The following is a 25,834-nucleotide window of genomic DNA, read 5'->3' on the forward strand; positions in this document are numbered from 1 at the left end:
CGATCGCATGACGATGCGCCGGGTCTTCTACCGCCTCCTGTGGGTGGCCGTGTTCGTGCTCCCGCTCTGGGTGCTGCTCGGCCGGGCCTTCTTCGGAGTTCCCCTGGGGCTGCAGTTCGTGGGCCAGCTCCTGCTCGTGCCCCTGCTCTTCGTGGGGCAGGCCGTGGCCACGGGCGTGGTCGTGGGCCGCCGCAGCGTTCGGCAGGCGAGGGCCGTGTCGTGGGCGGACGCCGGTCTGCTCGCCCTCTCGTGGCTGGGGCAACTCGGTCTCGGGTTCTTCATCGTCGACAGCTCGGCCGAGTCCGCCTCGGCGTCGGCTTTCACGCGGGTCGCCGGTGGGGCGTCGTCCCTCGACCTCTCCACCGCCCTGTTCGCCCTCTGCGCGGTCGTGACCATCGCCGCGGGCGTCGGCCTCTTCGCCTGTGCCCTCTGGCAGTTCGCGAAGGAGGCTCGGGCCCGGATGGCCACGTCGCTGTCCGATCTCGAGCGGGCCGCGTCGGGTGCCGCCACCGCCGCGGCGCGTCGGCCCGGCTACGGGGACGACGGACCCGTCATCACGATCACGCCGCGAAGCTGACACAGGTGCCCGCGCTGTGGCACACTTGACACTTGTGCCTGCGCACGACTCTGCCACAGGGGAGTCTGCCGATCCAGTGCACACCTTCTTCATCATGACGGGCGCGTGACGCGCCCCAGACACGCAGTCGACCTGTGGCGGTTGCAGAGAGCGAACGACAATGCACATCCTCGACGCGGTTGACTCCGCCAACCTCCGTACGGACGTCCCCGACTTCCGCGCCGGCGACACCGTCAAGGTGCACGTCAACATCATCGAAGGCACGCGCTCGCGCGTCCAGGTCTTCCAGGGCGTCGTCATCGGCAAGCAGAACGAGGGCATCCGCGAGACCTTCACGGTCCGCAAGGTGAGCTTCCAGGTCGGCGTCGAGCGCACGTTCCCCGTGCACTCCCCGGTCATCGACCACATCGAGGTCGTCAGCCGCGGCGCCGTGCGTCGCGCCAAGCTCTACTACCTGCGCGAACTGCGCGGCAAGAAGGCCAAGATCAAGGAGAAGCGCGACAACTAGTCACGCCCTCACGCGACATCCTCCGAGCTCCCCGCCGTCTAAGATGGCGGGGAGCTCGGGTGGTTAAATGACGAATGACACAGTGAGGCGCGCCGTGCGTCCTCGACGCGACGACGGCACGAAGCGCGGCATCGGCACGTTCGTGCGCGACGTCCTCGTCATCTTCCTGGCGGCGCTCCTCATCTCGTTCCTCATCAAGACGTTCTTGATCCGGTCGTTCTACATCCCGTCGGGCTCGATGGAGCAGACGCTCCAGATCAACGACCGCATCATCGTCAACGAGCTCGTGCCCGATCTCGTCGACGTCAAGCGAGGCGACGTGGTCGTGTTCACCGATCCCGGGGGGTGGCTCGACGGCACCGCTCCGATCGACACCACGACCGGCAACCCGGTGTCCGACGGCATCTCGTGGTTCCTCACGCAGGTCGGACTCGGCGCTCAAGACAGCAACGACCACCTGATCAAGCGGGTCATCGGCCTTCCCGGCGACACGGTCGAGTGCTGCAACGACTTCGGTCAGATGTCGGTCAACGGCGTCCCGCTCGACGAGCCCTACGTCAACTTCCCTCCGGGTGAGACCCGTGCCTCTGCCATCGACTTCTCGGTCACCGTGCCGGCCGACTCGTTGTGGGTGATGGGCGACAACCGGTACAACTCGAAAGACAGCCGCTACAACGGTGCGACGCCGAGCAAGGGCTTCGTACCCCTGAGCGACGTCGTGGGGCGCGCTTTCGTCATCAGCTGGCCCACCGACCGCTGGACGTGGCTCGGTGACTACCCCGACGTCTTCCGCGGCACCGAGCGAGAAGGCGAATGAGCCCCGCTGTCGACCCGACCCTCCAGTTCGAACGTGAGTTGCACGCCGCCGGGGCGACCTGGGTGATCGGTTGCGACGAGGTCGGCCGGGGTGCCATCGCGGGGCCCGTCGCCGTCGGACTCGGTGCGGTCCGTGTCGGGTGTCTCGAGATCCCCACCGGCCTGCGGGACTCGAAGCTCCTGTCCGAGAAACGCCGCGAGGCGTTGTACCCGGTGGCCACCTCCTGGGTGTCACACCACGCGGTCGGCTTCGCCGAGGCGCACGAGGTCGACCAGCTGGGCATCGTGGCCGCGCTCGGTCTCGCGGGCAAGCGAGCCCTCACCGCACTGCACCATGCCGGCGTCGGCATCCTGCAGTCGGTCGTCGTGCTCGACGGCAACCACGACTACCTCTCGCCCCAGCTCGCGACGCCGCCCCGCATCACGACCCGGGTGAAGGCCGACCGTGACTGCGCCTCGGTCGCAGCGGCGTCGGTCATCGCCAAGGTCGAGCGCGACCGGCTGATGATCGAGGCCGACGGCGTGCACCCCGGTTACGGCTGGGCGGGCAACAAGGGCTACGGCTCGTCGGCGCACTACGGGGCCCTGTCCGAGTTGGGGCCGTCTCCGCTGCATCGACTCACCTGGTTGCACTGACTTCCGGGCTCACGCCGGCGTCGGACCGCCCTCGGCGTCCGCCGCCCCGGGGGCCGCGTAAGCTCGACTCCGATGGACGAGGACGATTTCGAAGACTACGACCGCGAGGTCGAGCTGGCGTTGTACCGCGAGTACCGCGACGTGGTGTCGCAGTTCCGCTACGTGGTCGAGACCGAGCGGCGTTTCTACCTGGCCAACGAGGTCGATCTCGTCCGACGTGACACCGAGCACGACTTCTACTTCGAACTCTCGATGACCGACGTCTGGGTCTGGGACGTCTACCGTTCCGATCGCTTCGTCAAGTCCGTCCGGGTGCTCACCTTCAAAGACGTGAACGTCGAAGAACTCACCACTCGCGACCTCGAGCTGCCGAAAGAACTCGCGCTCGACGAGTGATCCCGATCGTGTCGCGCCCCAGCGTGACGCGGTTCGTCTCGACACGGCTCGTCCCCAGCCGTCGCCGGGATCACGCTGTCCCCGGCTGTTCTCCGGTCCCGCGTTCGAGAGCCAGAACTCCGCCAGCCTCCTGGCAGGAGGTCAGACATGGCGAAGAAGGACGAATTGGGCCGGCACGGCGAAGACGTCGCCGCGGAGTACGTCGAGGCGCAGGGCATGCGGGTGGTCGAGCGCAACTGGCGATGTCGCGAGGGCGAGATCGACGTGGTCGCCCTCGACGGGGACGAACTCGTCGTCGTCGAGGTCAAGACACGGTCGGGTACCGGGTACGGCCACGCGCTCGAGGCGGTGACGCCGGCCAAGTTGGCCCGCCTCCGACGGCTGGCGGGGGCCTGGTGCCAGGCGCACCCCTCCCTCACGCCCCGGGGGTTGCGCATCGACGTCGTGGGCATCACGGTCGAGCGCTGCGCGGGGCACGAACGCATCGACCACGTCCGCGGGGCCGGCGCATGAGCGTCGCGCGGACGAGGGCGGTCGCCCTGTTGGGCGTCGACGGTGCTCTCGTCGAGATCGAGGCCGACATGGGTGCCGGGCTGCCGGCGTTCGTGATCATCGGTCTGCCCGACACGTCGCTGGGTGAGGCCCGCGACCGGGTCCGGTCCGCTGCGACGAACTCCGGGTGCGCCTTGCCGGCGCGCAAGCTGACCGTCAACCTGTCACCGGCCTCGCTGCCCAAGCAGGGGTCGTCGTTCGACCTCGGCATCGCCATCGCGGCCCTGGCCGCCGCCGAACTCGTCCCGGCCGACTCCGTCGAGCGCGTCGTCCACCTCGGCGAGCTCGGCCTCGACGGTCGACTCAGGCCCGTCGACGGCGTCCTGCCCGCCGTGCTCGGTGCTCGCCGGGCCGGGGCGACCACGGTCATGGTGCCGACCGACAACGCCGACGAGGCGGCCCTCGTCCCCGGCATCCGTGTCGTGGCCGTACCGAGCCTCCGCGAGGCCGCCATCTGGCACGGGGCGACGCTCGAGCCCGAACCGGTCGAGGCCATCACGAGGTCGCGCTCAGAGTCGGTGGTACCCGCCGAACTCGATCTCGCGGACGTCATCGGCAACGTCGACGCCGTCGAGGCGCTCGTCGTCGCCGCAGCCGGTGGGCACCACCTCTTCATGGTGGGACCTCCCGGGGCGGGCAAGAGCATGCTGGCGGCCCGACTCCCGGGGCTGCTTCCCGACCTCGACGCCGACTCGGCCCTCGAGGTCGCGTCGATCCGTTCGTTGGCCGGTGTGGCCGTCACCGGTGACCTCGACCGCAGGCCACCGTTCGAGGCCCCTCATCACACCTGCAGCGCGGCGGCCCTCGTCGGCGGTGGCAGCGGGGTGATCCGGCCCGGTGCCGCGTCGAGGGCGACCCGGGGCGTGCTGTTCCTGGACGAGGCCCCCGAGTTCCAGCAGTCGGTGCTCGACTGCCTCCGGCAGCCTCTCGAGTCGGGCGAGACGGTGGTCCATCGGTCCCGGGCCGTGGCACGTTTCCCGGCGAGGTTCCAACTCGTCGCCGCGGCCAATCCCTGCCCCTGCGGTCACTACGGTTCGCGTGACTCGGAGTGCAGTTGTTCCCCGCACCAGCGACGTCGGTACCTCGGAAAGCTCTCGGGGCCGCTCGTCGACCGCATCGACCTGCAGTTGCGGGTCGCCCGCATCAGCTCCTCGCAGTTCCGTGCCTCGTCCGACACGGTCTCGACGACGACACGGCAGGCCCGCGATCGGGTCGACCGCGCACGCAGCCGCGCCGCGCGACGACTCGACGGGACACCCTGGCGGCTCTCGGGTGAGGTGCCGGGCGCCTGGCTGCGTGATCCGGCGAACCGCCTGGCCGTGGCGGACTCGCAGCCCGTCGACCGGGCCCTCGAAACGGGTTCTCTGACGATGCGGGGGTACGACCGCGTGCTGCGCGTCGCCTGGACCCTCGCCGATCTCGACGACGAAGGCGCTCCCGTCCGCCGTCACGTCGTGCGGGCCCTGAGCATGAGGCAGTCGCGGTGAGCGACCTCCTCCGGGCGACCCGTGCCGAGCTGGCCGATCTCGTGCGTCCGGTCCTGCCAGGGGGCGACGACCTCGACGAGGCACAGGCCGTCCGGGCGTTCGCCCTGGGCGCCTGGACGGGTGTGGTCGAGCCGGGCGACGCGGTCGGTGGGGTCGTCCGGGCACTGCTCGGGCCGACCGTCGGACTGCGCGTGGTGCTCGAGGCGGCGGCCGTCGGTCGTGACGAACCCCGCCCGGGGCTTCTCGCGAGAGCCCTCGTCGAGGCCGGGGCGACGGGAGACGAGGTCGGACGGCTCGATCTCGTGCGAGCACTGAACAGATGGCGGCCCCGTCTCGAGACCGCCGTGGTCCTCCGAGTGTTCCGCACGGCGACGGCGGTGGGGTCGAGGCTGCTCGTGCCGAGCACGCCGCTCTGGCCCGAGGCGCTCGACGAACTGGGCGACCACGCACCCGTGGCCCTCTGGGCGCGAGGCCCCGCGTCCGTCCCGGTGCCGGCGTCGAGCATCGCGATCGTGGGTGCTCGAGCGGCCACGGCCTACGGCGAACAGATGTCGGCCGAACTCGCCGGCGGCCTCGCCGACCGCGGCCTGGCCGTCGTCTCGGGTGCCGCATACGGCATCGACGGGGCCGCCCATCGGGCGGCCCTGGCCGCGTCGGCTACGACGATGGCGGTGATGGCCGGGGGAGTCGACCACCTCTACCCGGCCGGACACGACGACCTCCTCCGACGCATCGTCGACACGGGTGTCCTGGTCTCCGAGGCGCCGTGCGGCGGCAAGCCGTCCCGGTGGCGGTTCCTGCATTGCAAACGTAGGGTTTATGCGTGAGCATCCGAACCGCAATCTACGTGCGCCAGAGCCTTGACAAACAAGAGGGCATCGACCGGCAGCTAGCTCGCACCCGCGAGTTGGCTGCCGTTCGTGGATGGACGGTGGTGCGTGAATTTGAGGATAACGCGCAGTCCGCCACCAAATCGCGAGGCGTCAAGAGCGGCTGGGGCCAGATGCTCGCTGCCGCAGACGCCGGGGCCTTCACGCACGTTGTGGCCGTGGACCTGGACAGGTTGATCCGTTCTCAGCGAGACCTGCTGGAACTCATCGACCGGCATCTGAAGGTTGTGACCGTAGACGGCGAGGTGGACCTGTCCACCGCAGACGGCGAGTTCCGCGCGTCCATGATGGCCGCGCTTGCCCGCTTCGAGGTGCAGCGCAAGGGTGAGCGCCAGCGCCGGGCGAACCTAGACCGCGCGGCCCGAGGCAAGGCCAACCCCGGACGGCGACGGTTCGGCTACGAAACAGACGGCAGGACGCCCCGAGAGGCCGAGGCCGTTTGGGTGCGGTGGATGTTCGACCAGGCCCGGGATGGGGCCAGCATTCGGAGCATCACAGCCCGACTCATTCAGGAGGGCGTCAACCCGGGCACAGGAACCGCCTGGTCGAACCGCCGTATCCGGGACACGCTCAATAACGAGGTGTACGCGGGTGCGGTCCGTCACCTCTCTGTCGTCAACTTTGAATCGAACGTCACGCCCATTGTCGATCCCGAGGTAGCTGCCGAGGTTCGAGCCATTCTTGCTGAGCCCTCTCGCCGCAACACTCCGGGGCCGGGGGTGCGGCACCTCATGTCAGGCATCGTGCGGTGTGGTGTGTGTGACGGCCCCATGCACTACATGCGGGCCTATCGCTGCAAGGCGGATGCCAGCCACCCAAGTATCGAAAAGCGATTCGTAGACGAGCGGGTGGCCGAGGAGGTCTTTCTCTGGATTGCAGAGCACCCCGAAGCCGAGGACGGGCCGGACGGTGCCGCACTAGCACCTCTGCTGGCCGAGGCTGCCGACGTGGACCGCCAGCGCGCTCAGGCTCAAGAGATGGCTCTGTGGGATGGCGCAGACCTTCCTACCCTCCGGAAGACTCTTGCAACTCTCGGGAAGAGGGCTGAGACCTTGCGTGAGGCGATAGAAGCTATTCGGGGAGCGTCCGCCCGGTCCGGGTTTGTCGAGGCCGTACGCGGCGAATGGTGGTCTCGCCGGGAGGTGCGGGAGTTCACCGAGAACGAGCAGGCGGCTTTAGACGCCTGGCCCGCCTTCTGGGATGCCGCCGACCTGGACAAGCGGCGCGAGCTTGTGCGCTCGACCATGACCGTGACCGTCCACCCGGGGCGGGGTCCCGAACGAATAGAGGTCGAATGGTATTGACCGAGTTGGGGGGCATACTAAGACCGCCGTGGCGCGCGACACGCCGGTGGCCCGAAATGGGGCCGTGGAAAATTTTCTCCCCAACGTGTGGATAAACCCCCGGATTCCGTGCAGAACCAGGGGAGAACCGGCTTAGAAGTGTTCACAACCTGTGCATGGGCCTGTGGATAATTACAGCCGTGTAACTAACACCCGACGAGCGACAAATTCGCGTCGTAGACTCGGGGTTACCGCAGGCGGACTTGAAAGAGCCCCGCCGAACCAAACGGTTCATGCGGGGCTCTACCTTCATCGGGCGACGATCCGGTTCCTACATCTTCTCGTCGCTCACCAACCGAAAGGCACCACCATGGCCGACGGCCATTCGAGGTGCACCCCCGGGTGCACCTCCGACATTAGCAGGATTACCAATCCTGTCCGCAACGGCTCGCACGGGCTCGTACACGGATTACGGCTCGTGCAAGCCGTACTCCGAACGTTGTCCATGTTCGTCGTGTTCGTCATGAGTGTCATGGACTTGTTCGGTCTCACCGGCTAGTTCACGTACACCAACCGGAACGCCCCCACCAAATGGTGGGGGCGTTTCTCTGTTCGGTGGCCCTCCGCTGACAACCCTCAACCACTACATGAGGATAGTTCTCCTGATTGTCACATGACACGGTCACGTCGATGATGCGGATCACGGAGGCCGGACTTACTGTCGAATCAGAGGTCGTCCCCCGGCCACCAGGACCGGGGGACTACTCCTCAGGAACCGGGGGCGCAACCCCGGAACCGCTGACCGTAAGGAAGTCCCGTGCTGGAACGCATCGAGATTCACATCACTAGTCCCGCTCAGTGTAGCCATTGCGCGACACACCCTGTAGAGGGGGCCTGGCGTGTTTCCCGGGCCTGGGAGGGGGTAATTCCGCTGATTCCGGGGATTGCTCGCGCTTACGACCTCTTCAAGGGAGACGGGAGCTAGCCCAGAAAATGAGAAGGGCCCCGCGAACTACTCGCGGGGCTCTTCTTGTTTAACCGAGTGACATATTGGCTAATTAGCGTGTGGCCCACTTCGAATATAGGAAGTGAAGGCTTAGGCCATGATCCTCATGAGCGTGAATGCTTTGCCGTCGTCGGTCGGGAGCAGTGTTGGCTCAGACGAGTCAGTCCATTTCTTAAACTTCCGGTCCCACTGGCGATACTCTTTCGAGCTATCCGCCTTCTCGAACCCGCAGGCCTGACGAATGTCCACTTTGGTGCGTGGGGCGCCGTCAGACATAAGAGCCCGGACAGCCTCCAAATCGGCGTCGGTGTAGGCGGTGTGGTCACGCTGGATGACCGCAGAGTCTTTGTGGCTCGCAACCACGAACCCGTCCAGCTTCACCGGAGCCCCGTCCTTCTGTTTCCCGTCCTGGGCTGTGTCGGTAGACAGGTAAAAGCCCGCGCTTCCGGCCTTCGCAACAATCACGGTGTCCGCGTTGGACCGGATGACCGAGGACCCACGGACCCCGCCCGAGCCCTTATTGACGTGGTGGACGAGGATCACGCTTGAGCCCTCTTTGCGGTCCCGGAGCAGTTTGGCCGCGCGAAAAACCTTGGCCATCTGAGCCGCATCGTTCTCGTTCTCGATGGCTGCCAGTTGGCTCAGGGTGTCCAGGATGATGAGGTCCGGCTGGAGGTCATCAAGCAACTCGGTGAGCCGAGTGACGCTCTCTGGGTCTGACAGGTTGACACCAGACTCCAGGTAGTTGACCGCGCCCGGGGCGGGGGAGGTGTGGTGATAGTCATCCCACGCACGCACTCGTGCACCGAATGAGGACGCGCCCTCAGCAGCTACGTACAGGACGGTGCCTTGCATGGCCTTGTGGTTGGGGAACGGCGGGATGCCCGCCGCCACGCACCGGCTCAAGTGAATGGTGAGGAAGGTCTTACCAATGCCCGCCTCACCGGCCAGCACCGCAACGGTCCCCTTTTGGATCAGGTCCGGCACCCACCACTCCGGCGCGGGCCGGGCCAGAACCTCAGCCTCAGGAACTAGCCGTAGCTCATCCGCTCCAGCCATTGCCGCTTTGTAGACGGTTTCGGCTGCGTCCTTGAGGATCATTTGCTCAAGGAACTTGGACACGGCCTTGTTGAACTTCGGGTCCGACTTCGAGCTTTCGATGGTGTCTTGGACCTGCTGGGCCGTGAGGGGCGTGGAGAAGAATTGATCCTCTAGCTCATTGGCTGCCCGCTGGCGCTCATTCATCGCATCGATGCGATGCTGAGCCTCATTGGCATTGTGCTGCCGGGTAGCGGCTAGCTGTGCCTCATCGCCGGGTGATAGGTCGAATGGGGGCGGAGGTAGCTCACTCATCGCGGTCACCGCCGTGCAGCTCGTCTACGGCCTCAGTGAGCCAACGGAGCATGGCCCACGCCTCGCCAGCCGAGATGGCGTCATCGGGGGCGCTCATGACCGGACCTCGAAACGTCCGGTCTCGATCTTGAATTCAACAATCAGGGACGAGCTGCCGACCAGGTCGCCCCAAAGTAGAGGATCGTCTACGACCCTGATTGGTAGGCGCTGGTGCAGAATGCGGCGATTCATCGCCTCATGGACCTGGTGGACGGTGAAATCATCGTCATGCAGGGGCACGGTGTAATTAGGGCTGCCCTTTTCATCTGGGTCCCTGTAGAGGGCGATCCCCAGAATGCGGCGGGCCTCGTAGCGGTCGTCTTCAAGGTAGATGGCAACGAGAGTTTGTGATGATGTCATGGTTACATCAACTGCTGTGTAGGACACTGTGTATTCTTTCTCTTGTGAGGTACGCACTTTGGTGGCGCATGTCTATGATTACACAATAATCAAACATCAAGGTGAGCCTAACATATATGACTTTCGAGTCAAGTTTCGGAAAGTTAGACACAGAATTAGACACTCTTTTAGACACCTGAGGCACCCTCTACCCCCTGGGATCGTTGATTTTCCGGGGTTTAGACACGTTAGACACCGAAAGTTAGACACCCATGCCACACCCGTAGGGTGGCGTGTGTCTAATGGTGGTATGTCTAGAAATAAACTGTTGCATGGTTGTCTGCTTGACATATGACGGGGTGCAGTAGGCTCCCGTCACTTGTTTGAGTGTATGCCATAATATAAGTATGAACAAGACATGTCAGATAGAGGGGTGCGCAGGTGTGCACTATGCCCTCGGCATGTGCCAGCGCCACCACAAGGCGGATTGGCTAAGGCGGACCACCGCACCTATCCGCCACCACTCTGAGGCCGGATACCAGCGTGGCTGCCGTGAGGAATGCTGCCGCACAGCACACGCCACGTACGCACGTGAGCGTCGAGCAGGGGATGCCTCATGAGCCAGTACTCATCATCAGGGCCTGAGTGGCAGGCCCTGCGGCTACAGGTGTTGGCCCGTGACAACCACCAGTGCCAGTGGTGTGGGAAGCCTGACCTTGCAGGTGCAGACGCGACGGTTGACCACTTGATTAGTCGCAAGTCAGGCGGCGAAGACTCGCTCACCAATTGCATAACGTCCTGTAGGTCATGCAACAGCATCAAGGGTGCGAACGAGCTGGTCCGAATGGCCGGATACAACCCGAAATATCTCGATCACCTCTGACCCTCAGGCCCGGGGGCTTTTCCGTCAGAGCACGGAACACCCCGCCTCCACCTCTTCTCTACGCAAACCAAACCCGAAAGATTTGAAATGGCCCGTCTGCCAACCACCTATACCGGGGCCGTCCGCGCATTCATCACGGCACACCCCGAGCTGACGGCCACCGACACCCCGGCACTCGTACAGCTCAAGGCTCTCGCGAAAGAACTCGACGCCGATCCGAGTCAGGGCGCATTGCAGTCCCAGTTTGGGCTCGTCTATCGCAGCCTGGTCAAGCGTGTGGACGCCATGGCCAACCCCGTGACCACCGACCCTCTTGAGGCTGAACTCGCCGCTCTCGAAAAGCGGTAAGCGCGGTGAGAGTTACCCCGCCCCTGTCACCGGATTTCGAGGCCGACATAGATCGGTATCTGCCGGTCATTCAGCGAGCCTGGAAATCGGGGACGGGGTACTTTCTCGCCGCCTGGCAGGTTGCGATTCTCCGCGGTGCGACCGAGCTGTACCCCGAGGGTCACCCTCGCGCGGGTCAACTGAGACACCGCCAGGCCTTCCTTTCGGTGGGACGCCAGGCCGGAAAGTCCGAACTCACGGCGGCATTCGGTTTGTATTTGCTGCTCCGCGATCTTCGGGGCGCGTACGTGGTTGGTGTCGCCCGCAGCCGGGAACAGGCGGCGTTGATTTATGACAGGACCCTCGCCGTCATCCAGTCGAATCCGGCCCTTGCCAGCCGGTTCAAAAAGCTCACAGAGACCCGGGGCATCCGAGCGGTCGCGGGTGGACGCTACGAGCTAAAGGCCTCATCCTCGGCCAGCCTCCAGGGCATCCCCGTCAGCGGGGGAGTGTGCGACGAGCTGCACCTCCTGAAGCCTGAGGTGTGGGACGCACTAGTCGCCGGAACCGGTGGACGAGCGAACACCCTTGTCTTCGGTGCCACGACAGCCGGTGACGATGACTCGGAACTCCTGCTCCGTCTCTACGACAACGCCGAGAAGAGTTTCACCGGCGAGCTGGACCGATTCTTTGCATGCATTTACGAGGCCCCTGAGGCCCGTGTACCGGACGATGACGAGACGTTGGCCGCGTATCTCACCGCCGCGAATCCCGCCGTTGCTGCCGGATATAAGGATGTCGAGGCCGTCATCTCGGATGTTCGCGCCCTACCGGCTAGTGAAGCCGTTCGGTACTTTCTCAATCGGTTCACCTCTGGGGATGCCGGGTGGATGGACCTGAGCATGTGGGCGCAATGCACTGCGACCGAGCCATTCCCCGAGGGTCGGCCCATCATCTCGATTGACCGCACCAATGACTGGAAGTCCGCCACCATCGCCGCCGCGGTCAAAGACGATGCCGGAACAGTTTTCACCGAACTCGTTGCGTGGCCGCGCAACCCATCCATCGACCGCCTCGAACGCCTGTGCGTCCATCTCTACGGGCGGGGAGTTGCCCTATTTGTCATGGACAGCTTCACCCTGAAAGAGCTGGGGATGCGTCTCAAGGGGAGGGGTATGCCGGTTCGTTTCATCGGCATGAGCGAGGTCTACAGCAGTGCCAGCCTCTTCTACTCGAAGGTCGCGCACAAACAGGTGCAGCACGGCGGAGACCTGCTCTTGACCGTGCAGGTGCCCCGGGCTGCAACGAAGGCCAGAGGAGACGCATACCGGATCGTCAAAGGCCCCAGCCTGACTGATATCGATTCGGTTATCGCGACGGTGAACGCGGTCTACATTGCGGAAACCTATAACGATTCCGGGCTACAAATCTTCTAACCCTCACATCACTATCCTACATATCAGGTAGAATGTTAGAAGTAAACATTCGAATGTAGGGAACACTGTGGGCCGCTTCGCGGATTGGTGGATGGGCGTTGAGACCCGTGCTGATGACAGCACCGGGACTCCGCCTGTCAGCGCGCCCTCAAGCATCACGATTGCCCCAGCGCGTGACGAGAATCCCCGAGGCGTCAACGCTGCACAGGCTATGACCCTCGGCACCGTCTATCGGGCGGTCGCGCTCTACGGCACCGCCTCAAAGCAACTCAGCTTTGACGTGTACCGCGGGGAACGCCTAGTTGCAGCCCCGGCTCACATTCGCCAGCCCAATACGTCACTCTCGCAGCGGGCCTTCATCGAGACCACCGTCACGTCTCTCGCTCTGGACGGGAATGCGTTTTGGCTAGTCACTCGTGACTCATCGGGCAAGGTGCTGAACCTCGACGTGCTCGACTCCACAAGGGTCAACATCGAGAAAGATACAGACGGTGGGATCACCGGCTACCGATCCGGCACCGAGTTCTATCGCCCTGACCGAATCCGTCATCTTCGCCTCACGCGAGTGCCCGGCCAGGATAGGGCGCTCGGCCCGATTCAGGCGGCTCAGCTCGAACTACGCGGTGCCATTGATACCCGCGACTACGCATCGAATTGGTTCAAAGACTCGGGTGTCCCTAACGGCGTTCTCAAGTCAGACCAGGCTCTCACCTTGGAATCCGCCAAGCAGTTCCGCGAGGCGTGGGAAGAGTCCCGCGGGGGTAAGCATGGCACCGCCGTTCTCGGACAGGGCCTCGACTACAAGCCTGTTTTCCTTGACCCCAAGTCTGCTCAGTGGCTTGAGTCTCAGCGATTCAGCACCACCCAGGTAGCCCGACTCTTCGGCATCCCCGCCGCCCTTCTGCTCGCAGACGTGGAGGGCACCTCTCAGACGTACTCGAACATCTCGCAGTCCTGGACCGAATTCGCCCGCTTCGGGCTCACGGCCTATATCTCCGAAATCGAAGACGCCTTCTCGGCTCTCGTTCCCGGCACGGGCATCGTCCGCGCGAACTATGAGGGGCTGCTCCGTGCAGACACCACGACGCGATACCTCGCGCACCAGGTTGCCCTCACATCCGGATTCCTCACGCCAAACGAGGTCCGCGCCATCGAGGGCCTTCCTCCGCTCACCGGAGGGGACGTGCTCAGCGCCGGCTCTGCTCCGGCGCCAACTTCCGATACCCCCGAGGTGACCTCGTGACCGAACTCGAAACTCGCTCAGTCGAGCTACGCGCAGATGCCGACACCGGCACCGTTGAGGGCATCGCCGTCCCATGGGGCCAGCGCGCCACCATCGGCGGTGCATTCGAAGAGATGTTCGAACGTGGCTCTATTGTCGCCCAGGACGTGAAGTTGTTCTGGCAGCACCGCGAAGTCATCGGCAAGGTCATCGCCTCCGAGGATCGCGAGGATGGTCTCTTCATCCGCGCCCAAATCAGCGACACAACGCAAGGTCGTGACGCCCGAGCGCTGCTGAAAGACGGCGTTGTGGATCGGTTCTCGGTCGGCTTCATCCCCATGGAGCACCGCACTGAAAAGGACGGCCTGATCGTCCGTACTCGCGTGGACCTTCGTGAGGTCTCTGCCGTCACATTCCCCGCCTACTCCGGAGCCACGATCACCGAGGCCCGTAACCAAACACCACCTATCCCTAAGGAAAACACCGTGTCCGAAAACACCGACTTCACCGCTGACCTCACCGAGGTTCGCGAGTCCGTTGAGTCCCTTGACCGCCGATTTGAAGTACTCGCAGCTTCACGACTATCCGAGCGGGGTGAGCCCGCAATCGACAAGCGTTCCGCGGGTGCCGTTCTCAAGGCAGCCGTAGAGGGTGACGAGCCCACCATCGAGATGCTGAACCGTGCCTACACCGGTGGCGTTCTGGCCGATGGCTACACGCCCAACGCATACGTCGGTGACCTCACACGTCTTATCGACAACGCGTCCCCTATCCGTTCCGTCTTCTCCAAGGGCACCCTGCCCAGCACGGGACGTTTCCTTGAGTACACGCAGCTCAAGAGCAACACCAGCACGGTCAGCCAGCAGGTCAAGGAAGGCGACACACTTGCCTACGGCAAGGTCGCTGTTGAGTCCAAGACCGCCCCGATTTTTACTTACGGTGGCTACACCTCACTCAGCCGCCAGGAAATTGAGCGCAGCCAGGTCAACATGCTGACCCTCGCCCTTAACGCCCAGGCCATCGCCGCAGCTCGCCAGCTTGACGCTAACTTCCGCGTCGAGTTTGACAAGGCTGTCGCTGACGCCCGCACGGCTGGCAACAACATCGGCACAGGTGGCGTTCCAGGCACGGCCACCGACTGGCTCGGCACCATCGTTGACGCCGCGGGCCAGTTCCAGGACAACGGCCTCAGCCTCGACGGTCTGCTCGTGGACTCCTCCACGTTCAAGCAGTTCCTAGGTCTCTCGGGTTCGGACGGTCGTCCGCTCATGAGCATCTCGGGCCAAGCCGTCAACACGGTCGGCACCGCAGTTCCCCGCACTCTCCGCGGTGAGATTGCCGGAGTGCAGATCGTTGCTGACCCTGCCCTGACCGTTGACAGCGTGGCGTTCTACAACGCCGACGCCCTCCGTGAGTACACCAGCCCCTTCGTCCGTCTCTCGGACGGAGACATCACGAACCTGACCAACCAGTACTCGCTCTATTTCTACGGAGCTATTGCTCACGAGCTACCCGTAGGAATCGTTCCTGTCGGAGTCGGTGCGTAACCCGTGATCACGCTGGAAGACCTCCGAGCCTACGTCGGGGCCACGGCCCGTGACGATGCCGACCTCCAACGCGCCCTGGCAACAGGTGTCGCGTTGGTGGATCGGTTCATCGGCGCGGCCACGGTCCCGGCACCGGTTGTCGAGCAGGCCTATTTGGTTGCCGCCTCGGAGGTCTTCCAGCGCAAGAGCGCGCCTATGGGAATCAGTCAGTTCGCCACGGCGGACGGGGCACCCATGCGAGTGAACCGTGACCCCATGGTTTCGGTCCTGCCGATCCTCGCCCCATTCATCGGGCCGGGGGTCGCATGAATCTCGCAGCCGAACGGGAGTACGTCCGCAACATCCTCGCTGACCTGATCGGTGAGAACGGTGCCGCGTACACGTACATCCCAGAACGCACCACGCTCCCGGCGTACCTCGTGACACCGAACAGCCCGTACATCAGCAACGGGCAGACCTATGGCACCGCAACCCTCCGCCTGGAAGTGACATACGTGTCCTCTCACGGGGGCAACGAAAAGGTCACACAAGAGGTGGATGACGCAATCTCCGCCGCCGTGGTCGCCCTCATGCAAGACCCCGCCTCGCGAATCGCCATTGACGGTGCCGATCAGCCACATAGCATCCGGCTCAACGGCCAGGACTACCTCTCCCAATCCATCCAGATCAGTTTCAAAATCGACCTTTAGGAAAACCCAAAATGCCTAGCACTCGCCTCAAGGGCTCCGGCCTGAGCTTCACGGTCGGAACCACCGACTTTGCCGCAGACGCCACGAACGTGCGCATCACATACGGTGACGCCGATTCCGGAACCGTCACCTTTGCAGATGCCGCCGCTGGCACCACGCAGCAGGCAACCATCGCCGGAACCATGATTCAGTCCCTCACCAGTTCCAGCTTCTGGCGTTATGCCTACGCGAACTCCGGTAAGGAAATCGCGTTCAAGTACGCTCCCGGCCTCAACACCACAGCCACCGCCGACAAGCCAATTTTCTCGGGCACTGTCCGTATTGGTAACCGCCCTGACTTGGGTGGCGACGCCCAGGTGAGCGGTGACGACTGGACCGCCGACTTCGAGTGGAAAGTCATCGGAGACGTAGTTATGGCGGTCTCCTAAGCATGGCCGCACCCGTCACCGTCCGCGTGGAAGGCCTGAACAAAACGATTCGGGCCCTCCGCAAAAGCGGTGCCGACATGCAGGACATGAAAAACCTTATGCACGAAATTGGCCAGTTGATCGTCAACGCGACCGACGCGCCTCGTGCATCAGGCAACCTCGCCGGAACCGTCCGCGCTGGACGGGGAGCCACGAAGGCCGTCGTCCGAGCCGGGGGAGCGCGAGCCCCCTACGCCGGAGTCCAGAACTACGGCTGGCCCGCTCGCAACATTCCTGGCACTCGCTACCTCAACGAGGCAGCAGAACGCGAGAAGGGCAACGCCCTCTCGACTCTCGATCAAGGCATCGGAGAAATCCTCCGCCGCAACGATCTGCAATAACCATCACAAGAAACGGAAAACAAATGTCCAACAAATTTGACTTCGAGAACCTGACCATCGGGGAAATCGACTTCATCGAAAAGACCACCGGTCGATCCGCCAGCACCATCGGTCGAGACGAGACCCCGCAGGGTGCCCTTCTCATGGCCCTAGTCACAGTCTTCAAACGCCGCAACGGTGAGCCCCAGTTCACCACCGTTGATGCCTCGCTTCTCACCCTCTCCGAAGCAAACGCGATCATCGGCGGTGACGAGGACGAGAACTCCCAAGCGGGGGAATAGCAAACCGGAGGGCTCAGGACTTGGCGACATTCGTCGTCCACCTCGGGCTCTCGCCCTCCGAGTACCGAGCCCTCACCGTTCGCGAACGGAACGCGATCATTCGCGAAGCGAACAAGCGCAAGTGACCCCTTAGCCGCTCTGGCAGGTTTTCCGTTTCCTGCCAGAGCCCATATTTTCCCACGATGAAAGTAGCACGAAATGGCCGGGCAAACCGTCATCGTCAGCATTCTTGCTGACGGAAAGAAGGCAACGCAGGGCCTTGGCGAGGTTGCGTCCAGCTTCGAGAAGCTCGGCAAGATCACCGCAGGCTTCGCCGTTGGAGCGGGTATCGCCATCGGGGCCGTGGCTCTCGGTGTCGGCAAGCTTGTTGCGGATTCCATCGCCGCAGCCGCCGAGTCCGAGAAAGTCGCCGCTCAAACAGATGCCGTGGTCAAGTCCACCGGCATGGCTGCTGGCCGTAGCTCTGAGCAAATCGGAGACCTCGCTCTCAGACTGTCGAATTTGACGGGAATCGATGACGAGGTAGTCCAGTCCGCCTCGAACATCGTCGCGACGTTCACCCAGATCAAGGGTGATCAGTTCGACGCGACCACCGCAGCCGCTCTAGACATGTCCACCGCTCTAGGAACGGACGCCAGCTCCGCAGCTCAAATGCTCGGCAAGGCCTTGAACGACCCCATCGCGGGAATCGGCAAGCTCTCGAAAGCCGGTGTCACTTTCACCGATCAGCAAAAAGCTCAGATCAAGGCCATGACAGAGGCCGGTGACGTTGCCGGTGCTCAGGGCGTCATCCTGGCCGAGGTTCAGAAAGAGTTCGGCGGATCAGCCGAGGCCTACGGAAATACCTTCCTGGGTCTCAAAGACAAGGTTTCGAACGCCTTCGGCAACATCCAAGAGACGTTCGGCTCCGCGTTCCTGCCGGTCCTCTCTCAGGGGCTCGGGCAGATTGCAACCCTGCTCCAAAACGTAGGGGAGTCCGACCGATTCCTGGCGATCACCCAGAGCGTCGCTGACTTTGTAGGGGGTCTGCTCGCCGGTGCACCCGCCATCGGTTCATTCATTGGACCCCTCGCCGGTGCCGTGGCTTCGGTCTCGCCGCTCGGGGCAGTCCTCTCTTATGTGTCGCAAAACCTTGGCTCGGTTCTCCCTGCCTTCCAGGCATTCGGCGCAGCCCTCGGGTCGGCTTTCATCGCGCTGGCACCGGTGGCCGTCACCCTACTCACGAGCCTTGGCAACGTACTCGGAACCGTCATCGGTGCCGTCATGCCGGTAGTCGTCGGCCTCATCGGCACCTTTGCCGGAATCCTCACAACCCTTGTGCCCGTCATCGCTCAGGTGGCCTCCACCATCGGGGGGGCACTCATCACGATCCTGACGACTCTCGCCCCGATCATCGCGCAACTCGTGACCGCCCTCGGTCCTCTCCTGACCACGATCCTGACCGCGCTGGCACCGATCATCACGATTGTTGCCACGACGATTGGCACCCTGCTCACGGCCATCATGCCGCTAATCACCGGCGCAATCCTGCCTCTCGTCTCAGCCGTCCTGACCCTCATCACGCCGCTGCTGCAACTGGCCGTGATGATCCTGACGCCGCTCATTCAGCTATTCGTCACGATCCTGACTCCGATCCTTGGGCTCGTCAGTGTCATCGTCGGTGCCCTTGTTCCCGTCATCGGCTTCCTAGTCAACATCCTCACGGTTGTTATTGGGGTCATCACCGGGGCACTCACCGGAGCCGTCAACGGAATCACCGCTCTCTTCAACGGTGGCTTTGCCGCGGGCATTCGGAACGTCGGCAAGGTGTGGGGCGACATTTGGAACACCGTGCAGCGCGTCTTCACTGTCGTGGTTGCAGCGGTCCGCGCTGGTGTCTCTGCTCTCGTCGGATTTTTCTCCGGCGTCTGGGGCTCCATCGTCTCGGGCATCTCAGGATTCGCCACATCCATCAGCAACGGAATCGGCAATGTCGTCGGATTCTTCCGCGAGCTACCCGGACGTGTCGTCTCTGCAATCGGCAACCTCGGCTCGCTCCTGCTCTCGGCAGGTGGAGACATCATCAACGGCCTCGTGAACGGTGTCCGCAACAGCTTCGGCAAGATCGGCTCCATTGCCGCGGACATTGGTCGAAATCTGCTATCCGGTGTCAAGGGTGCCCTAGGCATCGCCTCACCATCCCGCCGCATGAAAGAGCTTGGAAAGTTCGCCATTCAGGGATTCGCCGGTGGGCTCTCCGACCTCACCCCGGTCCGCCGCGCCATGTCGAGCCTGACCGACCTTGTGACCACCACGCCCACCCTCATGGCCACCGCCGACTTCTCCGGCTCCGGCGCGGGACGCGCGGGAGTCGTCAACTACGTAACCGTCGAAATGCTCTCGCCCACACCTCAGAACGCCCGCCTCCTGGCCGAAATGCTCGATGACCACGCCCGAATGGGAGGCGCACGATGATCCGAGAACAACCCGTAATCAACAGCCTGAACGTCGAGCTAGCGGCCCCCAGTGCCGGGCTTGCTCTCAGCACGGGTCGCCTCGGGGCCGACAGCCTCAGTGCCACCGCCACCACCTGGACGACCTATTTGGGCTCAGCCCTAGACGTGTCCATTCGTCGCGGTGGGAAACGTCAAGGTGTAAGCACGTCCATCGACGTTGGCACTCTGACGATGACGCTGCTCAATGTAGGTGACCCTCGGACGGACGCCGCCGTACGCCCGAACACAGCCATTCGTGTGCGTTCAAGGGCCACAGGAGCAGCCATTTTCACGGGCCGAATTCTCGACGTAAACATGGCGCACCAGCGCAATAAGGTCACCGGCAACTTTGACCGCTACATCACTTTGACCGCGGTCGATTCGGTGACCGCCCATGCGAACACAAAGCGTTACGGAGCCATCGCCCCCAACGATCACGAGACCTTCGAACAGCGCATCAATCGTCTAGCCCTGTCCAGCCGGGCACCCATCACCACCCCTGCAATTGCCCCTGCCCGTGTGCTGTATCAACTGCCTCCCGGTGGGACGGCTGCCGAGACCGAAGCGGGATGGACAAACCTGGGAGGTGCTGCTCCTCGTGAGCAGTTCCGGGCTAACTCGGTCTTCGCCAGTCAGACGTACGTGGGCACGACCCTGAAACAGGTTGTCTACCGTCAGGCCTATTACACGGGCACGTGGTCGGATTCGTCCGCGCTCACGACATACCTTGACCCTGCAGAGGGCGCTCTAGGGCTTGTCCGCACGGTGACCGGTCTAACCCCCGGCAAGATGTACCGTCTCCGAGCCACGGCCCTTCTGCAACTAGACGGGTTTGGCGGAGACTCTGCCGGATTGGCCGCAAACGTCTACCGGCTGACTGCTGTCGGTATCGGCTCTGGGGTATCCCAGCGCCTCTCCCTCGGCGCGTCCGTTGGGTACAAGTTGCCCGCTTACGAATTCATCGCCACCGGCACGTCCGCAACTGTCGGCATAGAACTAGCAGACCGCTTCGACGCCTCCACGGGTCGCGGCGGGTACATCGAACGGGTCGGGCTAGGAGAGTTCGTCCTGGAAGAGATGGTGACCGCAGGGTCGCACATGCTCGCCTCGGTCGCTTTCGAGTCCTCTCTCGCAGAGCACTTTGACGTGGCGTGTGCATCCGTTGCCGGTGGCCGTTGGTGGGTCAACGCTGGGGGCGTAACCCAGTTCGCTGCCGGGCCGCTGACAGGATCAGCGGTCGCCTCATTCTGTGACGTGCGCCCTACTGCTACCTCTGCCCGGGCCACCTACGCCTGGGCTGGCACCGCGAACCGCTCGGAATCCACGGAGACCGTTGGCGGTGTCTCTCGACGTAACCTCGCGACCCTGCCAAATGCCGTGGCGCTCTGGACGGGGTGGGCTGGCACCAACGGAACGCTTACCTACAGCTACCTGCCTGACTCCGGTCTCGACTTCCCGTCAACGTTTGTTCGCCTGACGCAGACGAAAGACGCGACCGCGCTTCTCGTCGGACCTGGTGTCTCGTCGGTGGCTGACGTTGTGGCTGGAAAGACGTACACCGTCTCCATGTTTGGCCGCTCATCAAGGGCGGGCGCGTCACACGTCCGAGCCCGTTTCACGGGTGGGGGAGCCGAGGTAGTCAGCGCTTTGACGACGCACCAGGTGGGGGCATGGGAGCGCCGCAGCCTCACGTTCACGGCACCCTCAACGGGCAAGCTGACTGTCTATTTCTGGTGGAACGTCATTGCCAAGGTCGGCGACACCTTCGATGGCACGGCCCTTCTCGTCGAGGAAGGGTCTACCACCGCCGCCTACTTCGACGGGTCTCGCACAACACCGAACGAGTATGTCGGCCTGGACACCAGTTTCGACACTCGAAACATGGTCAATGACCTCACCCTGACCAACCGAGTCACGGGCGTCAATGACCAGGGCGAAACGGTCGGGGTAGACACCGATTCCGGATTCACCGACCCGACCAGCATCGCCACGTGGGGTACCCGCAGTGACTCGCTCAAGGTGTCGATTTATGGCTGGGACGGCTTTACGGGTGCTGTCGCTCGTCGCGCATCCGAGGTGCTGGCCGCATCGTCTAGCCCGGTTCTGACTCTTTCGAGCATCCAGTGGAACGCCTCGGAAGACCCGGCCCTAGCGGGGTCCATCGACGTGTACAGCCCCATCACGGTCACCTTCCAGGGCACCACTCAGCCCTCCCAAATCATCTCCGTCAGCCACGACATCACACCGTCCCGATGGTTGATCACCCTCGACTTAGTAAGGAACACATAAATGCCCGGCTACAAGCAATTCGCGAACGGTGCCGTACTCACCGCCGACGACGTAAACAGCTACCTAATGAGCCAAGTGCTCGTAGAGGTAGGCTCCGTCGCCGAGCGTGACGCCCTGCCCGTCCGACCCCGCACCGTCTACAGGACAGATAAGGAATGGGCCGAGAGGTACTACCCAACCTGGAACGCGACGACCGCACCCAAGGGCGTGAAGACCGCCGGGTACTACCCAATCGACCACCAGCCGACATTCAACGCAGACGTGCCCGCCGCGACCCTCGCCGCGAACACGGAGTACTTCATCGGCGCGACCACCGGCACTCCGGCACTCCCCATGACGGAGCTTGAAGACTTTGAAAACTGGCGAGCCCCGTCCACCAACCCGAGTCGCATCACACCCAACTATGAGGGGGTCTACCGCGTCACTTCATGGTCACAGTGGAATGCGAATGCAACCGGATATCGGGCAATGCGCTGCCGCAAAAACGGTGCATACGTCAAGGCTGGTCAGCAGTCCATCCTCGGAACCGGCCCCGCCGCACACATGTTCGCGCAGTGGACAACCGAGATGAATGGGACAACCGACTATCTCGACCTCGCGACAATCCACACGGGATCACAAGACCTCGGCTTCTCGGCAACCATCCTGGTCGAGTTTGTGAGGCCGATCCACCATGGCTAACACTGCCGGTGTTCAGGCCTCCATCGGCAATGTCCAGACGATGAATGCGGACGCAGCGATCTACTGGCGTCTTCTCGTGGCCGCTGTCGCCGCCGCGTGTGGTGTGTGGGTTGTCGCTACTGAGGGCACCCGCACGTACGCCCGCCAAAAGTACCTATTCGACAACCGGAACCGGCCGGGGTTTAACCCTGCCTGGTCTCCGGACAGTCCATTCGCCTACCACCTCTCCGGACGTGCAGTCGATGTGGGCTCGCAGGTCGGTTTCATTCTGACCCTCGTCTCCAAGGCCTTCTACGCCCGAGCCGGGGCCTACGGCTTCCGCGCCACAGTCAAGGGTGAGCCCTGGCACTTCGAATGGCGCTTGGAGTGGGTTCGGGCAGATATCCGCGCCTCGGTTGGCACCACCCCGGCCTCGCCAGCACCCGTCCCCTACGTCTCCCCAGAACAGAAAGATGACAACGAAATGATCACCCCCGAAGCGCAGCGCTTCATCACCGACACGGTTCGAGCCGTCGTCACCCGTGACAACCGCTACCGCCTGTACCGAAACACCGAAACCCAGAAGCTTGTGGCCGTCCGTTGGGACCTGCCTGTGGGTGACCCCGCCCGCACGATCTACCCGAACGATGACGCGCACGCCCGCCGACTCCGAGACCCGTACCAGGTGTTCGGTGACTCGCCGGAACAGGCCAAGGGTCTTAGCCCCCAGGAGTGGGCCTCACTCCATCGCCTCATCGACGGCACAGACGTTGCCTACGAGAAGAAATAGGAATCATGAATAAGACCGCCGCCTTCATTTGCTTCTCTGCTCTCGCAGCCGTGGGCCTCATCGGAGCCGTTGTGCTCGCCATCCACAGGCCTGACGCCACCGCAACATTCACGAGCTTGATCGTGACCGTCCTCGGCCTCGCCAGCGTCGCAGCCGGAACGTTCTACCAACTGGGCAAGCAGTCCGACAAGATCGACACCATTCGCACCCAAACGAACGGCACCCTCTCAAAGCTTCGTGAGGACAACGAGTCTCTGCACCAGCAAAACGCCGAGCTACGGGAGAAGCTGGGACCTGCATCGGGAAGGCATCGAGAGTTCCCTGAGTGAAGTGTCCGCAGGAGCTACTTGGACTTATCTGCGGCGAACATCGCCTGGGCGTAGTGCAGGGTCTCGGGGATAAAGAAAAGAGACTCCTTACGACGCCCTTCTAGGGCGATCATGTCTGCGACGGTGGTCATCGGGGCGCTGTTCATCCGGCTTTCGACGTGTCCCATTAAGACGGCGTACATGACGTGGATGACGACTTGTTGATCTAGTTCCAGCTTGGGTAGCTTCGAGAGGTCAAACTCAAGAGGATCTCGCCCATAGCGGTTCAGCTCTACTTTTCCTCCGACGTCGGAGGAGCCAGCAAAGTAGTCATTAAAAGAGTCCACCGCAGAATGAGCGAGGCGATTCCGGCTCTCGTTGATGTTTCTGAGTTGCTTGATGAGGACGTGGCCGTCGCTTATCTCATCGGGAAGAACCTTGCTGAGGAGGCGAAGCTTCTCCTCAGCCCCTGGCTTCTCAAGCAACGGACGGACTTTGTCAGGGTCAAGAGGATTCACAAAAACGGCGACGAGATTGCTCACCATCGAATCTAGTTGCGCCGCCCGACTGAGATACCTGCCGATGTGGGCGTACATGCGTTCCTGGGCCTCAGACAGCGCCTCAAAATCAGACTCGAAGGAGTTAGTAGTCACGTCGAAAGACTACGAGGCTTGACACACGCATAGGACTTGCATTTACTGCAACGCAACCGGCTCATCGCGGCCCTCACCGCGGCGACGGTCGTGGTCGAGGCCGGCGGACACTCGGGGTCCTTGAACACGGCCGCCCACGCGCAATCACTCGGGCGCCCCGTGGGCGCGGTGCCGGGCCCGGTCACCTCGTCATCGTCGAGCGGCTGTCACGCCCTGATCCGATCCGGGCTGGCCGAGTGCGTGACGAACGCCCAGGACGTGCTCGAGCTCGCCGGCGTCCCCACCGACCTCGTCGCCGCGTCCTACCACGGGCGTCGGCTCGATCCCGAGACGACGAGGGTGCTCGACGCGCTCAGCACGACGGCCACCCGCGAGACCGACGAACTGGCCGTCGCGAGCGGACTGTCGCTCGAGACGGTCCGCGACGTACTCGCCGAGCTCGACCTCTCGGGTGCGGCCCGCCGTCACGGGTCGGGGTGGCGGCGGGTGAGGGGGCGTCGCGATGGCTAGCCTGGCGACATGCACGAGCCGGGGGCCGAGACGCGAGGGGCGGGTCTGGCCGTGACGCGCCTCCTGGGCGAGGTCGAACGGTTCGCCGACCACCTTCACGACGGCCGCGGTCTCAGCGACCACACGGTGCGGTCGTACGGAGCCGACCTCGACTCGCTCGTGGCCTTCGCCGAACACCGGCTGGGTCGACCGGGCGAGGTGGGCGACCTCGACCTCGACCTGCTGCGCGACTGGCTCTGGCAGGGCACGCAGGCCGGGCTCGCCCGGGCCACCCTCGCGAGGCGGTCGGCGAGCGTCCGGGCGTTCACCCGATGGCTCGACGAGACCGACCGGATGCCCATCGACGTCGGTGCGCGGCTGCGCGCGCCGAAGCCCGAGAGTCGCCTGCCCCGCGTCCTCACGCGTGAGCAGGTCGACGGACTGCTGGCCTCCCTCGCCGTGCGAGCGGACACGGGTGACCCCGGAGCGCGGCGGGACCTCGCCGTCGTCGAACTGCTCTACGGAGCAGGTTTGCGCGTCTCCGAGCTCGTCGGAGCCGACCTCGGCGACGTCGACCTCGATCGTCTGACGGTGCGGGTGACCGGCAAGGGGGCGAAGCAGCGCGTCGTGCCGTTCGGGGTGCCGGCGGCCGAGGCGCTGGGGCGCTACCTCGAGCTCGCCCGCCCGACGCTCGCCACCCCGGTCACGGATGCCGCCTTCTTCGTGGGGGCGACGGGAGGGCGGCTCGGCACGAGAGCGGTCTACCGGCTCGTCGCCGGTCTGCTGGCCGATCTCCCGGGAGGGGGACCGGCGGGGCCACACGCCCTGAGGCACACCGCCGCCACGCACCTGCTCGACGGCGGTGCCGATCTCCGGGCCGTCCAAGAGCTGCTCGGTCACGCGAGCCTCGGCACCACGCAGATCTACACGCACGTCTCGACCGACCGGCTGCGGGACAGCTACCGCTCGGCCCACCCGCGCGCCTGACGGCGGCGAGGGTATCTGAGGGAGCCGAGGGCCCCGACGACGCCTCGTGCCGACGACGGGTCGGCCGAGTCACGGGGCCTGCCGCGCTACGTCTGTCGTGTCCGGTCCG

At 63.8% G+C, this 25,834-nt stretch carries 29 protein-coding genes; 26 read left to right on the top strand and 3 right to left on the bottom strand.

The annotated features are described in order from the left end of the window. Window positions 1-7 precede the first annotated feature (7 nt). From HRF36_RS02805 to HRF36_RS16030, 9 genes are all read left to right on the top strand, one after another. Complete coding sequence (locus tag HRF36_RS02805) at window positions 8-577, top strand: hypothetical protein (protein ID WP_173205869.1); 570 nt, start codon at window positions 8-10, stop codon at window positions 575-577. 160 nt (window positions 578-737) lie between these two features. After that, window positions 738-1,085 carry a 50S ribosomal protein L19 gene (gene rplS / locus HRF36_RS02810; RefSeq protein ID WP_054145615.1) on the top strand — a complete coding sequence of 116 codons (348 nt, stop codon included), beginning with the start codon at window positions 738-740 and terminating at the stop codon, window positions 1,083-1,085. A 67-nt stretch (window positions 1,086-1,152) separates the two neighbouring features. Then, window positions 1,153-1,902 (top strand): signal peptidase I, encoded by a 750-nt coding sequence (gene lepB / locus HRF36_RS02815; protein WP_173205872.1) that lies wholly within the window; start codon window positions 1,153-1,155, stop codon window positions 1,900-1,902. After that, the gene (locus HRF36_RS02820; protein WP_173205875.1) at window positions 1,899-2,537 is read left to right on the top strand and encodes a ribonuclease HII; all 639 of its coding nucleotides are present in this window, start codon (window positions 1,899-1,901) and stop codon (window positions 2,535-2,537) included. The genes lepB and HRF36_RS02820 overlap by 4 nt, the downstream gene beginning before the upstream one ends. Before the next feature lie 72 nt (window positions 2,538-2,609). Continuing rightward, window positions 2,610-2,933, top strand: a complete 324-nt coding sequence (locus HRF36_RS02825) for a DUF2469 domain-containing protein (protein WP_043596320.1) — start codon at window positions 2,610-2,612, stop codon at window positions 2,931-2,933. Window positions 2,934-3,080: 147 nt separating this feature from the next. Next, window positions 3,081-3,446 (top strand): YraN family protein, encoded by a 366-nt coding sequence (locus tag HRF36_RS02830; RefSeq protein WP_173205878.1) that lies wholly within the window; start codon window positions 3,081-3,083, stop codon window positions 3,444-3,446. Further along, window positions 3,443-4,972, top strand: coding sequence for a YifB family Mg chelatase-like AAA ATPase (locus HRF36_RS02835; RefSeq protein ID WP_173205881.1), 1,530 nt, complete (start codon window positions 3,443-3,445; stop codon window positions 4,970-4,972). The genes HRF36_RS02830 and HRF36_RS02835 overlap by 4 nt, the downstream gene beginning before the upstream one ends. Further along, complete coding sequence (locus tag HRF36_RS16210; RefSeq protein WP_173205884.1) at window positions 4,969-5,799, top strand: DNA-processing protein DprA; 831 nt, start codon at window positions 4,969-4,971, stop codon at window positions 5,797-5,799. The genes HRF36_RS02835 and HRF36_RS16210 overlap by 4 nt, the downstream gene beginning before the upstream one ends. Next, window positions 5,796-7,166 (top strand): recombinase family protein, encoded by a 1,371-nt coding sequence (locus tag HRF36_RS16030; RefSeq protein WP_173205887.1) that lies wholly within the window; start codon window positions 5,796-5,798, stop codon window positions 7,164-7,166. The genes HRF36_RS16210 and HRF36_RS16030 overlap by 4 nt, the downstream gene beginning before the upstream one ends. Window positions 7,167-8,241: 1,075 nt before the next feature. Here the strand turns inward: HRF36_RS16030 and HRF36_RS02850 are convergent. Continuing rightward, window positions 8,242-9,396: an AAA family ATPase gene (locus HRF36_RS02850; RefSeq protein ID WP_173205890.1), complete on the bottom strand. Its 1,155-nt coding sequence runs from the start codon at window positions 9,394-9,396 to the stop codon at window positions 8,242-8,244. 201 nt (window positions 9,397-9,597) lie between these two features. Further along, window positions 9,598-9,930, bottom strand: coding sequence for a hypothetical protein (locus HRF36_RS02855; RefSeq protein WP_173205893.1), 333 nt, complete (start codon window positions 9,928-9,930; stop codon window positions 9,598-9,600). A gap of 568 nt (window positions 9,931-10,498) precedes the next feature. Here HRF36_RS02855 and HRF36_RS16215 point away from each other — a divergent pair. From HRF36_RS16215 to HRF36_RS02930, 15 genes are all read left to right on the top strand, one after another. Further along, complete coding sequence (locus HRF36_RS16215) at window positions 10,499-10,765, top strand: HNH endonuclease (protein ID WP_173205896.1); 267 nt, start codon at window positions 10,499-10,501, stop codon at window positions 10,763-10,765. An 87-nt stretch (window positions 10,766-10,852) separates the two neighbouring features. Beyond that, on the top strand, window positions 10,853-11,113 hold the full coding sequence (locus HRF36_RS02865) for a hypothetical protein (protein WP_173205899.1): 261 nt from the start codon (window positions 10,853-10,855) through the stop codon (window positions 11,111-11,113). Between the two features lie 5 nt (window positions 11,114-11,118). Beyond that, window positions 11,119-12,528 carry a terminase large subunit domain-containing protein gene (locus tag HRF36_RS02870; protein ID WP_173205901.1) on the top strand — a complete coding sequence of 470 codons (1,410 nt, stop codon included), beginning with the start codon at window positions 11,119-11,121 and terminating at the stop codon, window positions 12,526-12,528. Between the two features lie 211 nt (window positions 12,529-12,739). Then, a complete protein-coding gene (locus HRF36_RS02875; RefSeq protein WP_173205904.1) occupies window positions 12,740-13,771 on the top strand; it encodes a phage portal protein in 1,032 nt (343 codons plus the stop codon). Beyond that, window positions 13,768-15,297 carry an HK97 family phage prohead protease gene (locus HRF36_RS02880; protein WP_173205907.1) on the top strand — a complete coding sequence of 510 codons (1,530 nt, stop codon included), beginning with the start codon at window positions 13,768-13,770 and terminating at the stop codon, window positions 15,295-15,297. Before HRF36_RS02875 ends, HRF36_RS02880 begins: the two co-directional genes overlap by 4 nt. Before the next feature lie 3 nt (window positions 15,298-15,300). Further along, the gene (locus HRF36_RS02885; protein WP_173205910.1) at window positions 15,301-15,606 is read left to right on the top strand and encodes a hypothetical protein; all 306 of its coding nucleotides are present in this window, start codon (window positions 15,301-15,303) and stop codon (window positions 15,604-15,606) included. Continuing rightward, window positions 15,603-15,986: a hypothetical protein gene (locus HRF36_RS02890; RefSeq protein WP_173205913.1), complete on the top strand. Its 384-nt coding sequence runs from the start codon at window positions 15,603-15,605 to the stop codon at window positions 15,984-15,986. The genes HRF36_RS02885 and HRF36_RS02890 overlap by 4 nt, the downstream gene beginning before the upstream one ends. An 11-nt stretch (window positions 15,987-15,997) precedes the next feature. Continuing rightward, window positions 15,998-16,414, top strand: coding sequence for a hypothetical protein (locus HRF36_RS02895; RefSeq protein ID WP_173205916.1), 417 nt, complete (start codon window positions 15,998-16,000; stop codon window positions 16,412-16,414). Window positions 16,415-16,416: 2 nt separating this feature from the next. Beyond that, on the top strand, window positions 16,417-16,794 hold the full coding sequence (locus tag HRF36_RS02900) for an HK97 gp10 family phage protein (protein WP_173205918.1): 378 nt from the start codon (window positions 16,417-16,419) through the stop codon (window positions 16,792-16,794). 23 nt (window positions 16,795-16,817) lie between these two features. After that, entirely contained in the window at window positions 16,818-17,075 is a 258-nt protein-coding gene (locus HRF36_RS02905) for a hypothetical protein (protein WP_173205921.1), read from the top strand. 198 nt (window positions 17,076-17,273) lie between these two features. Further along, window positions 17,274-19,529, top strand: coding sequence for a phage tail length tape measure family protein (locus HRF36_RS02910; RefSeq protein ID WP_173205924.1), 2,256 nt, complete (start codon window positions 17,274-17,276; stop codon window positions 19,527-19,529). A gap of 335 nt (window positions 19,530-19,864) precedes the next feature. Next, window positions 19,865-21,838, top strand: coding sequence for a hypothetical protein (locus HRF36_RS02915; RefSeq protein ID WP_173205927.1), 1,974 nt, complete (start codon window positions 19,865-19,867; stop codon window positions 21,836-21,838). Further along, a complete protein-coding gene (locus HRF36_RS02920) occupies window positions 21,839-22,519 on the top strand; it encodes a hypothetical protein (RefSeq protein ID WP_173205930.1) in 681 nt (226 codons plus the stop codon). Next, complete coding sequence (locus HRF36_RS02925; protein ID WP_173205932.1) at window positions 22,512-23,288, top strand: hypothetical protein; 777 nt, start codon at window positions 22,512-22,514, stop codon at window positions 23,286-23,288. The genes HRF36_RS02920 and HRF36_RS02925 overlap by 8 nt, the downstream gene beginning before the upstream one ends. A gap of 5 nt (window positions 23,289-23,293) precedes the next feature. Next, complete coding sequence (locus HRF36_RS02930) at window positions 23,294-23,617, top strand: hypothetical protein (protein ID WP_173205934.1); 324 nt, start codon at window positions 23,294-23,296, stop codon at window positions 23,615-23,617. A gap of 14 nt (window positions 23,618-23,631) precedes the next feature. On the opposite strand, the gene HRF36_RS02935 is transcribed toward HRF36_RS02930, so the two are convergent. Then, window positions 23,632-24,249: a hypothetical protein gene (locus tag HRF36_RS02935; protein WP_173205936.1), complete on the bottom strand. Its 618-nt coding sequence runs from the start codon at window positions 24,247-24,249 to the stop codon at window positions 23,632-23,634. Between the two features lie 36 nt (window positions 24,250-24,285). Here HRF36_RS02935 and HRF36_RS02940 point away from each other — a divergent pair, with 36 nt between their 5' ends. Continuing rightward, window positions 24,286-24,759, top strand: a complete 474-nt coding sequence (locus tag HRF36_RS02940; RefSeq protein ID WP_173205938.1) for a DNA-processing protein DprA — start codon at window positions 24,286-24,288, stop codon at window positions 24,757-24,759. A gap of 9 nt (window positions 24,760-24,768) precedes the next feature. Continuing rightward, window positions 24,769-25,725, top strand: a complete 957-nt coding sequence (locus tag HRF36_RS02945) for a tyrosine recombinase XerC (RefSeq protein WP_173205940.1) — start codon at window positions 24,769-24,771, stop codon at window positions 25,723-25,725. The last annotated feature ends 109 nt before the right edge of the window (window positions 25,726-25,834 follow it).

Origin of the sequence: Frigoribacterium sp. VKM Ac-2836 (genome assembly GCF_013248995.1) — a bacterium.
Lineage (GTDB): Bacteria > Actinomycetota > Actinomycetes > Actinomycetales > Microbacteriaceae > Frigoribacterium.

What these genes read in the sequence shown, in the direction of transcription:
- HRF36_RS02925 (WP_173205932.1), top strand. Translation starts at nt 22,512, where the DNA reads ATGGCTAACACTGCCGGTGTTCAGGCCTCCATCGGCAATGTCCAGACG.
- lepB (WP_173205872.1), top strand. Translation starts at nt 1,153, where the DNA reads ATGACGAATGACACAGTGAGGCGCGCCGTGCGTCCTCGACGCGACGAC.
- HRF36_RS02915 (WP_173205927.1), top strand. Translation starts at nt 19,865, where the DNA reads ATGGCGCACCAGCGCAATAAGGTCACCGGCAACTTTGACCGCTACATC.
- HRF36_RS02875 (WP_173205904.1), top strand. Translation starts at nt 12,740, where the DNA reads ATGACCCTCGGCACCGTCTATCGGGCGGTCGCGCTCTACGGCACCGCC.
- HRF36_RS02900 (WP_173205918.1), top strand. Translation starts at nt 16,417, where the DNA reads ATGGCCGCACCCGTCACCGTCCGCGTGGAAGGCCTGAACAAAACGATT.
- HRF36_RS02905 (WP_173205921.1), top strand. Translation starts at nt 16,818, where the DNA reads ATGTCCAACAAATTTGACTTCGAGAACCTGACCATCGGGGAAATCGAC.
- HRF36_RS02890 (WP_173205913.1), top strand. Translation starts at nt 15,603, where the DNA reads ATGAATCTCGCAGCCGAACGGGAGTACGTCCGCAACATCCTCGCTGAC.
- rplS (WP_054145615.1), top strand. Translation starts at nt 738, where the DNA reads ATGCACATCCTCGACGCGGTTGACTCCGCCAACCTCCGTACGGACGTC.
- HRF36_RS02910 (WP_173205924.1), top strand. Translation starts at nt 17,274, where the DNA reads ATGGCCGGGCAAACCGTCATCGTCAGCATTCTTGCTGACGGAAAGAAG.
- HRF36_RS16215 (WP_173205896.1), top strand. Translation starts at nt 10,499, where the DNA reads ATGAGCCAGTACTCATCATCAGGGCCTGAGTGGCAGGCCCTGCGGCTA.
- HRF36_RS02820 (WP_173205875.1), top strand. Translation starts at nt 1,899, where the DNA reads ATGAGCCCCGCTGTCGACCCGACCCTCCAGTTCGAACGTGAGTTGCAC.
- HRF36_RS02850 (WP_173205890.1), bottom strand. Translation starts at nt 9,396, where the DNA reads ATGAATGAGCGCCAGCGGGCAGCCAATGAGCTAGAGGATCAATTCTTC.
- HRF36_RS02920 (WP_173205930.1), top strand. Translation starts at nt 21,839, where the DNA reads ATGCCCGGCTACAAGCAATTCGCGAACGGTGCCGTACTCACCGCCGAC.
- HRF36_RS02865 (WP_173205899.1), top strand. Translation starts at nt 10,853, where the DNA reads ATGGCCCGTCTGCCAACCACCTATACCGGGGCCGTCCGCGCATTCATC.
- HRF36_RS02930 (WP_173205934.1), top strand. Translation starts at nt 23,294, where the DNA reads ATGAATAAGACCGCCGCCTTCATTTGCTTCTCTGCTCTCGCAGCCGTG.
- HRF36_RS02805 (WP_173205869.1), top strand. Translation starts at nt 8, where the DNA reads ATGACGATGCGCCGGGTCTTCTACCGCCTCCTGTGGGTGGCCGTGTTC.
- HRF36_RS02895 (WP_173205916.1), top strand. Translation starts at nt 15,998, where the DNA reads ATGCCTAGCACTCGCCTCAAGGGCTCCGGCCTGAGCTTCACGGTCGGA.
- HRF36_RS02825 (WP_043596320.1), top strand. Translation starts at nt 2,610, where the DNA reads ATGGACGAGGACGATTTCGAAGACTACGACCGCGAGGTCGAGCTGGCG.
- HRF36_RS02835 (WP_173205881.1), top strand. Translation starts at nt 3,443, where the DNA reads ATGAGCGTCGCGCGGACGAGGGCGGTCGCCCTGTTGGGCGTCGACGGT.
- HRF36_RS02830 (WP_173205878.1), top strand. Translation starts at nt 3,081, where the DNA reads ATGGCGAAGAAGGACGAATTGGGCCGGCACGGCGAAGACGTCGCCGCG.
- HRF36_RS02945 (WP_173205940.1), top strand. Translation starts at nt 24,769, where the DNA reads ATGCACGAGCCGGGGGCCGAGACGCGAGGGGCGGGTCTGGCCGTGACG.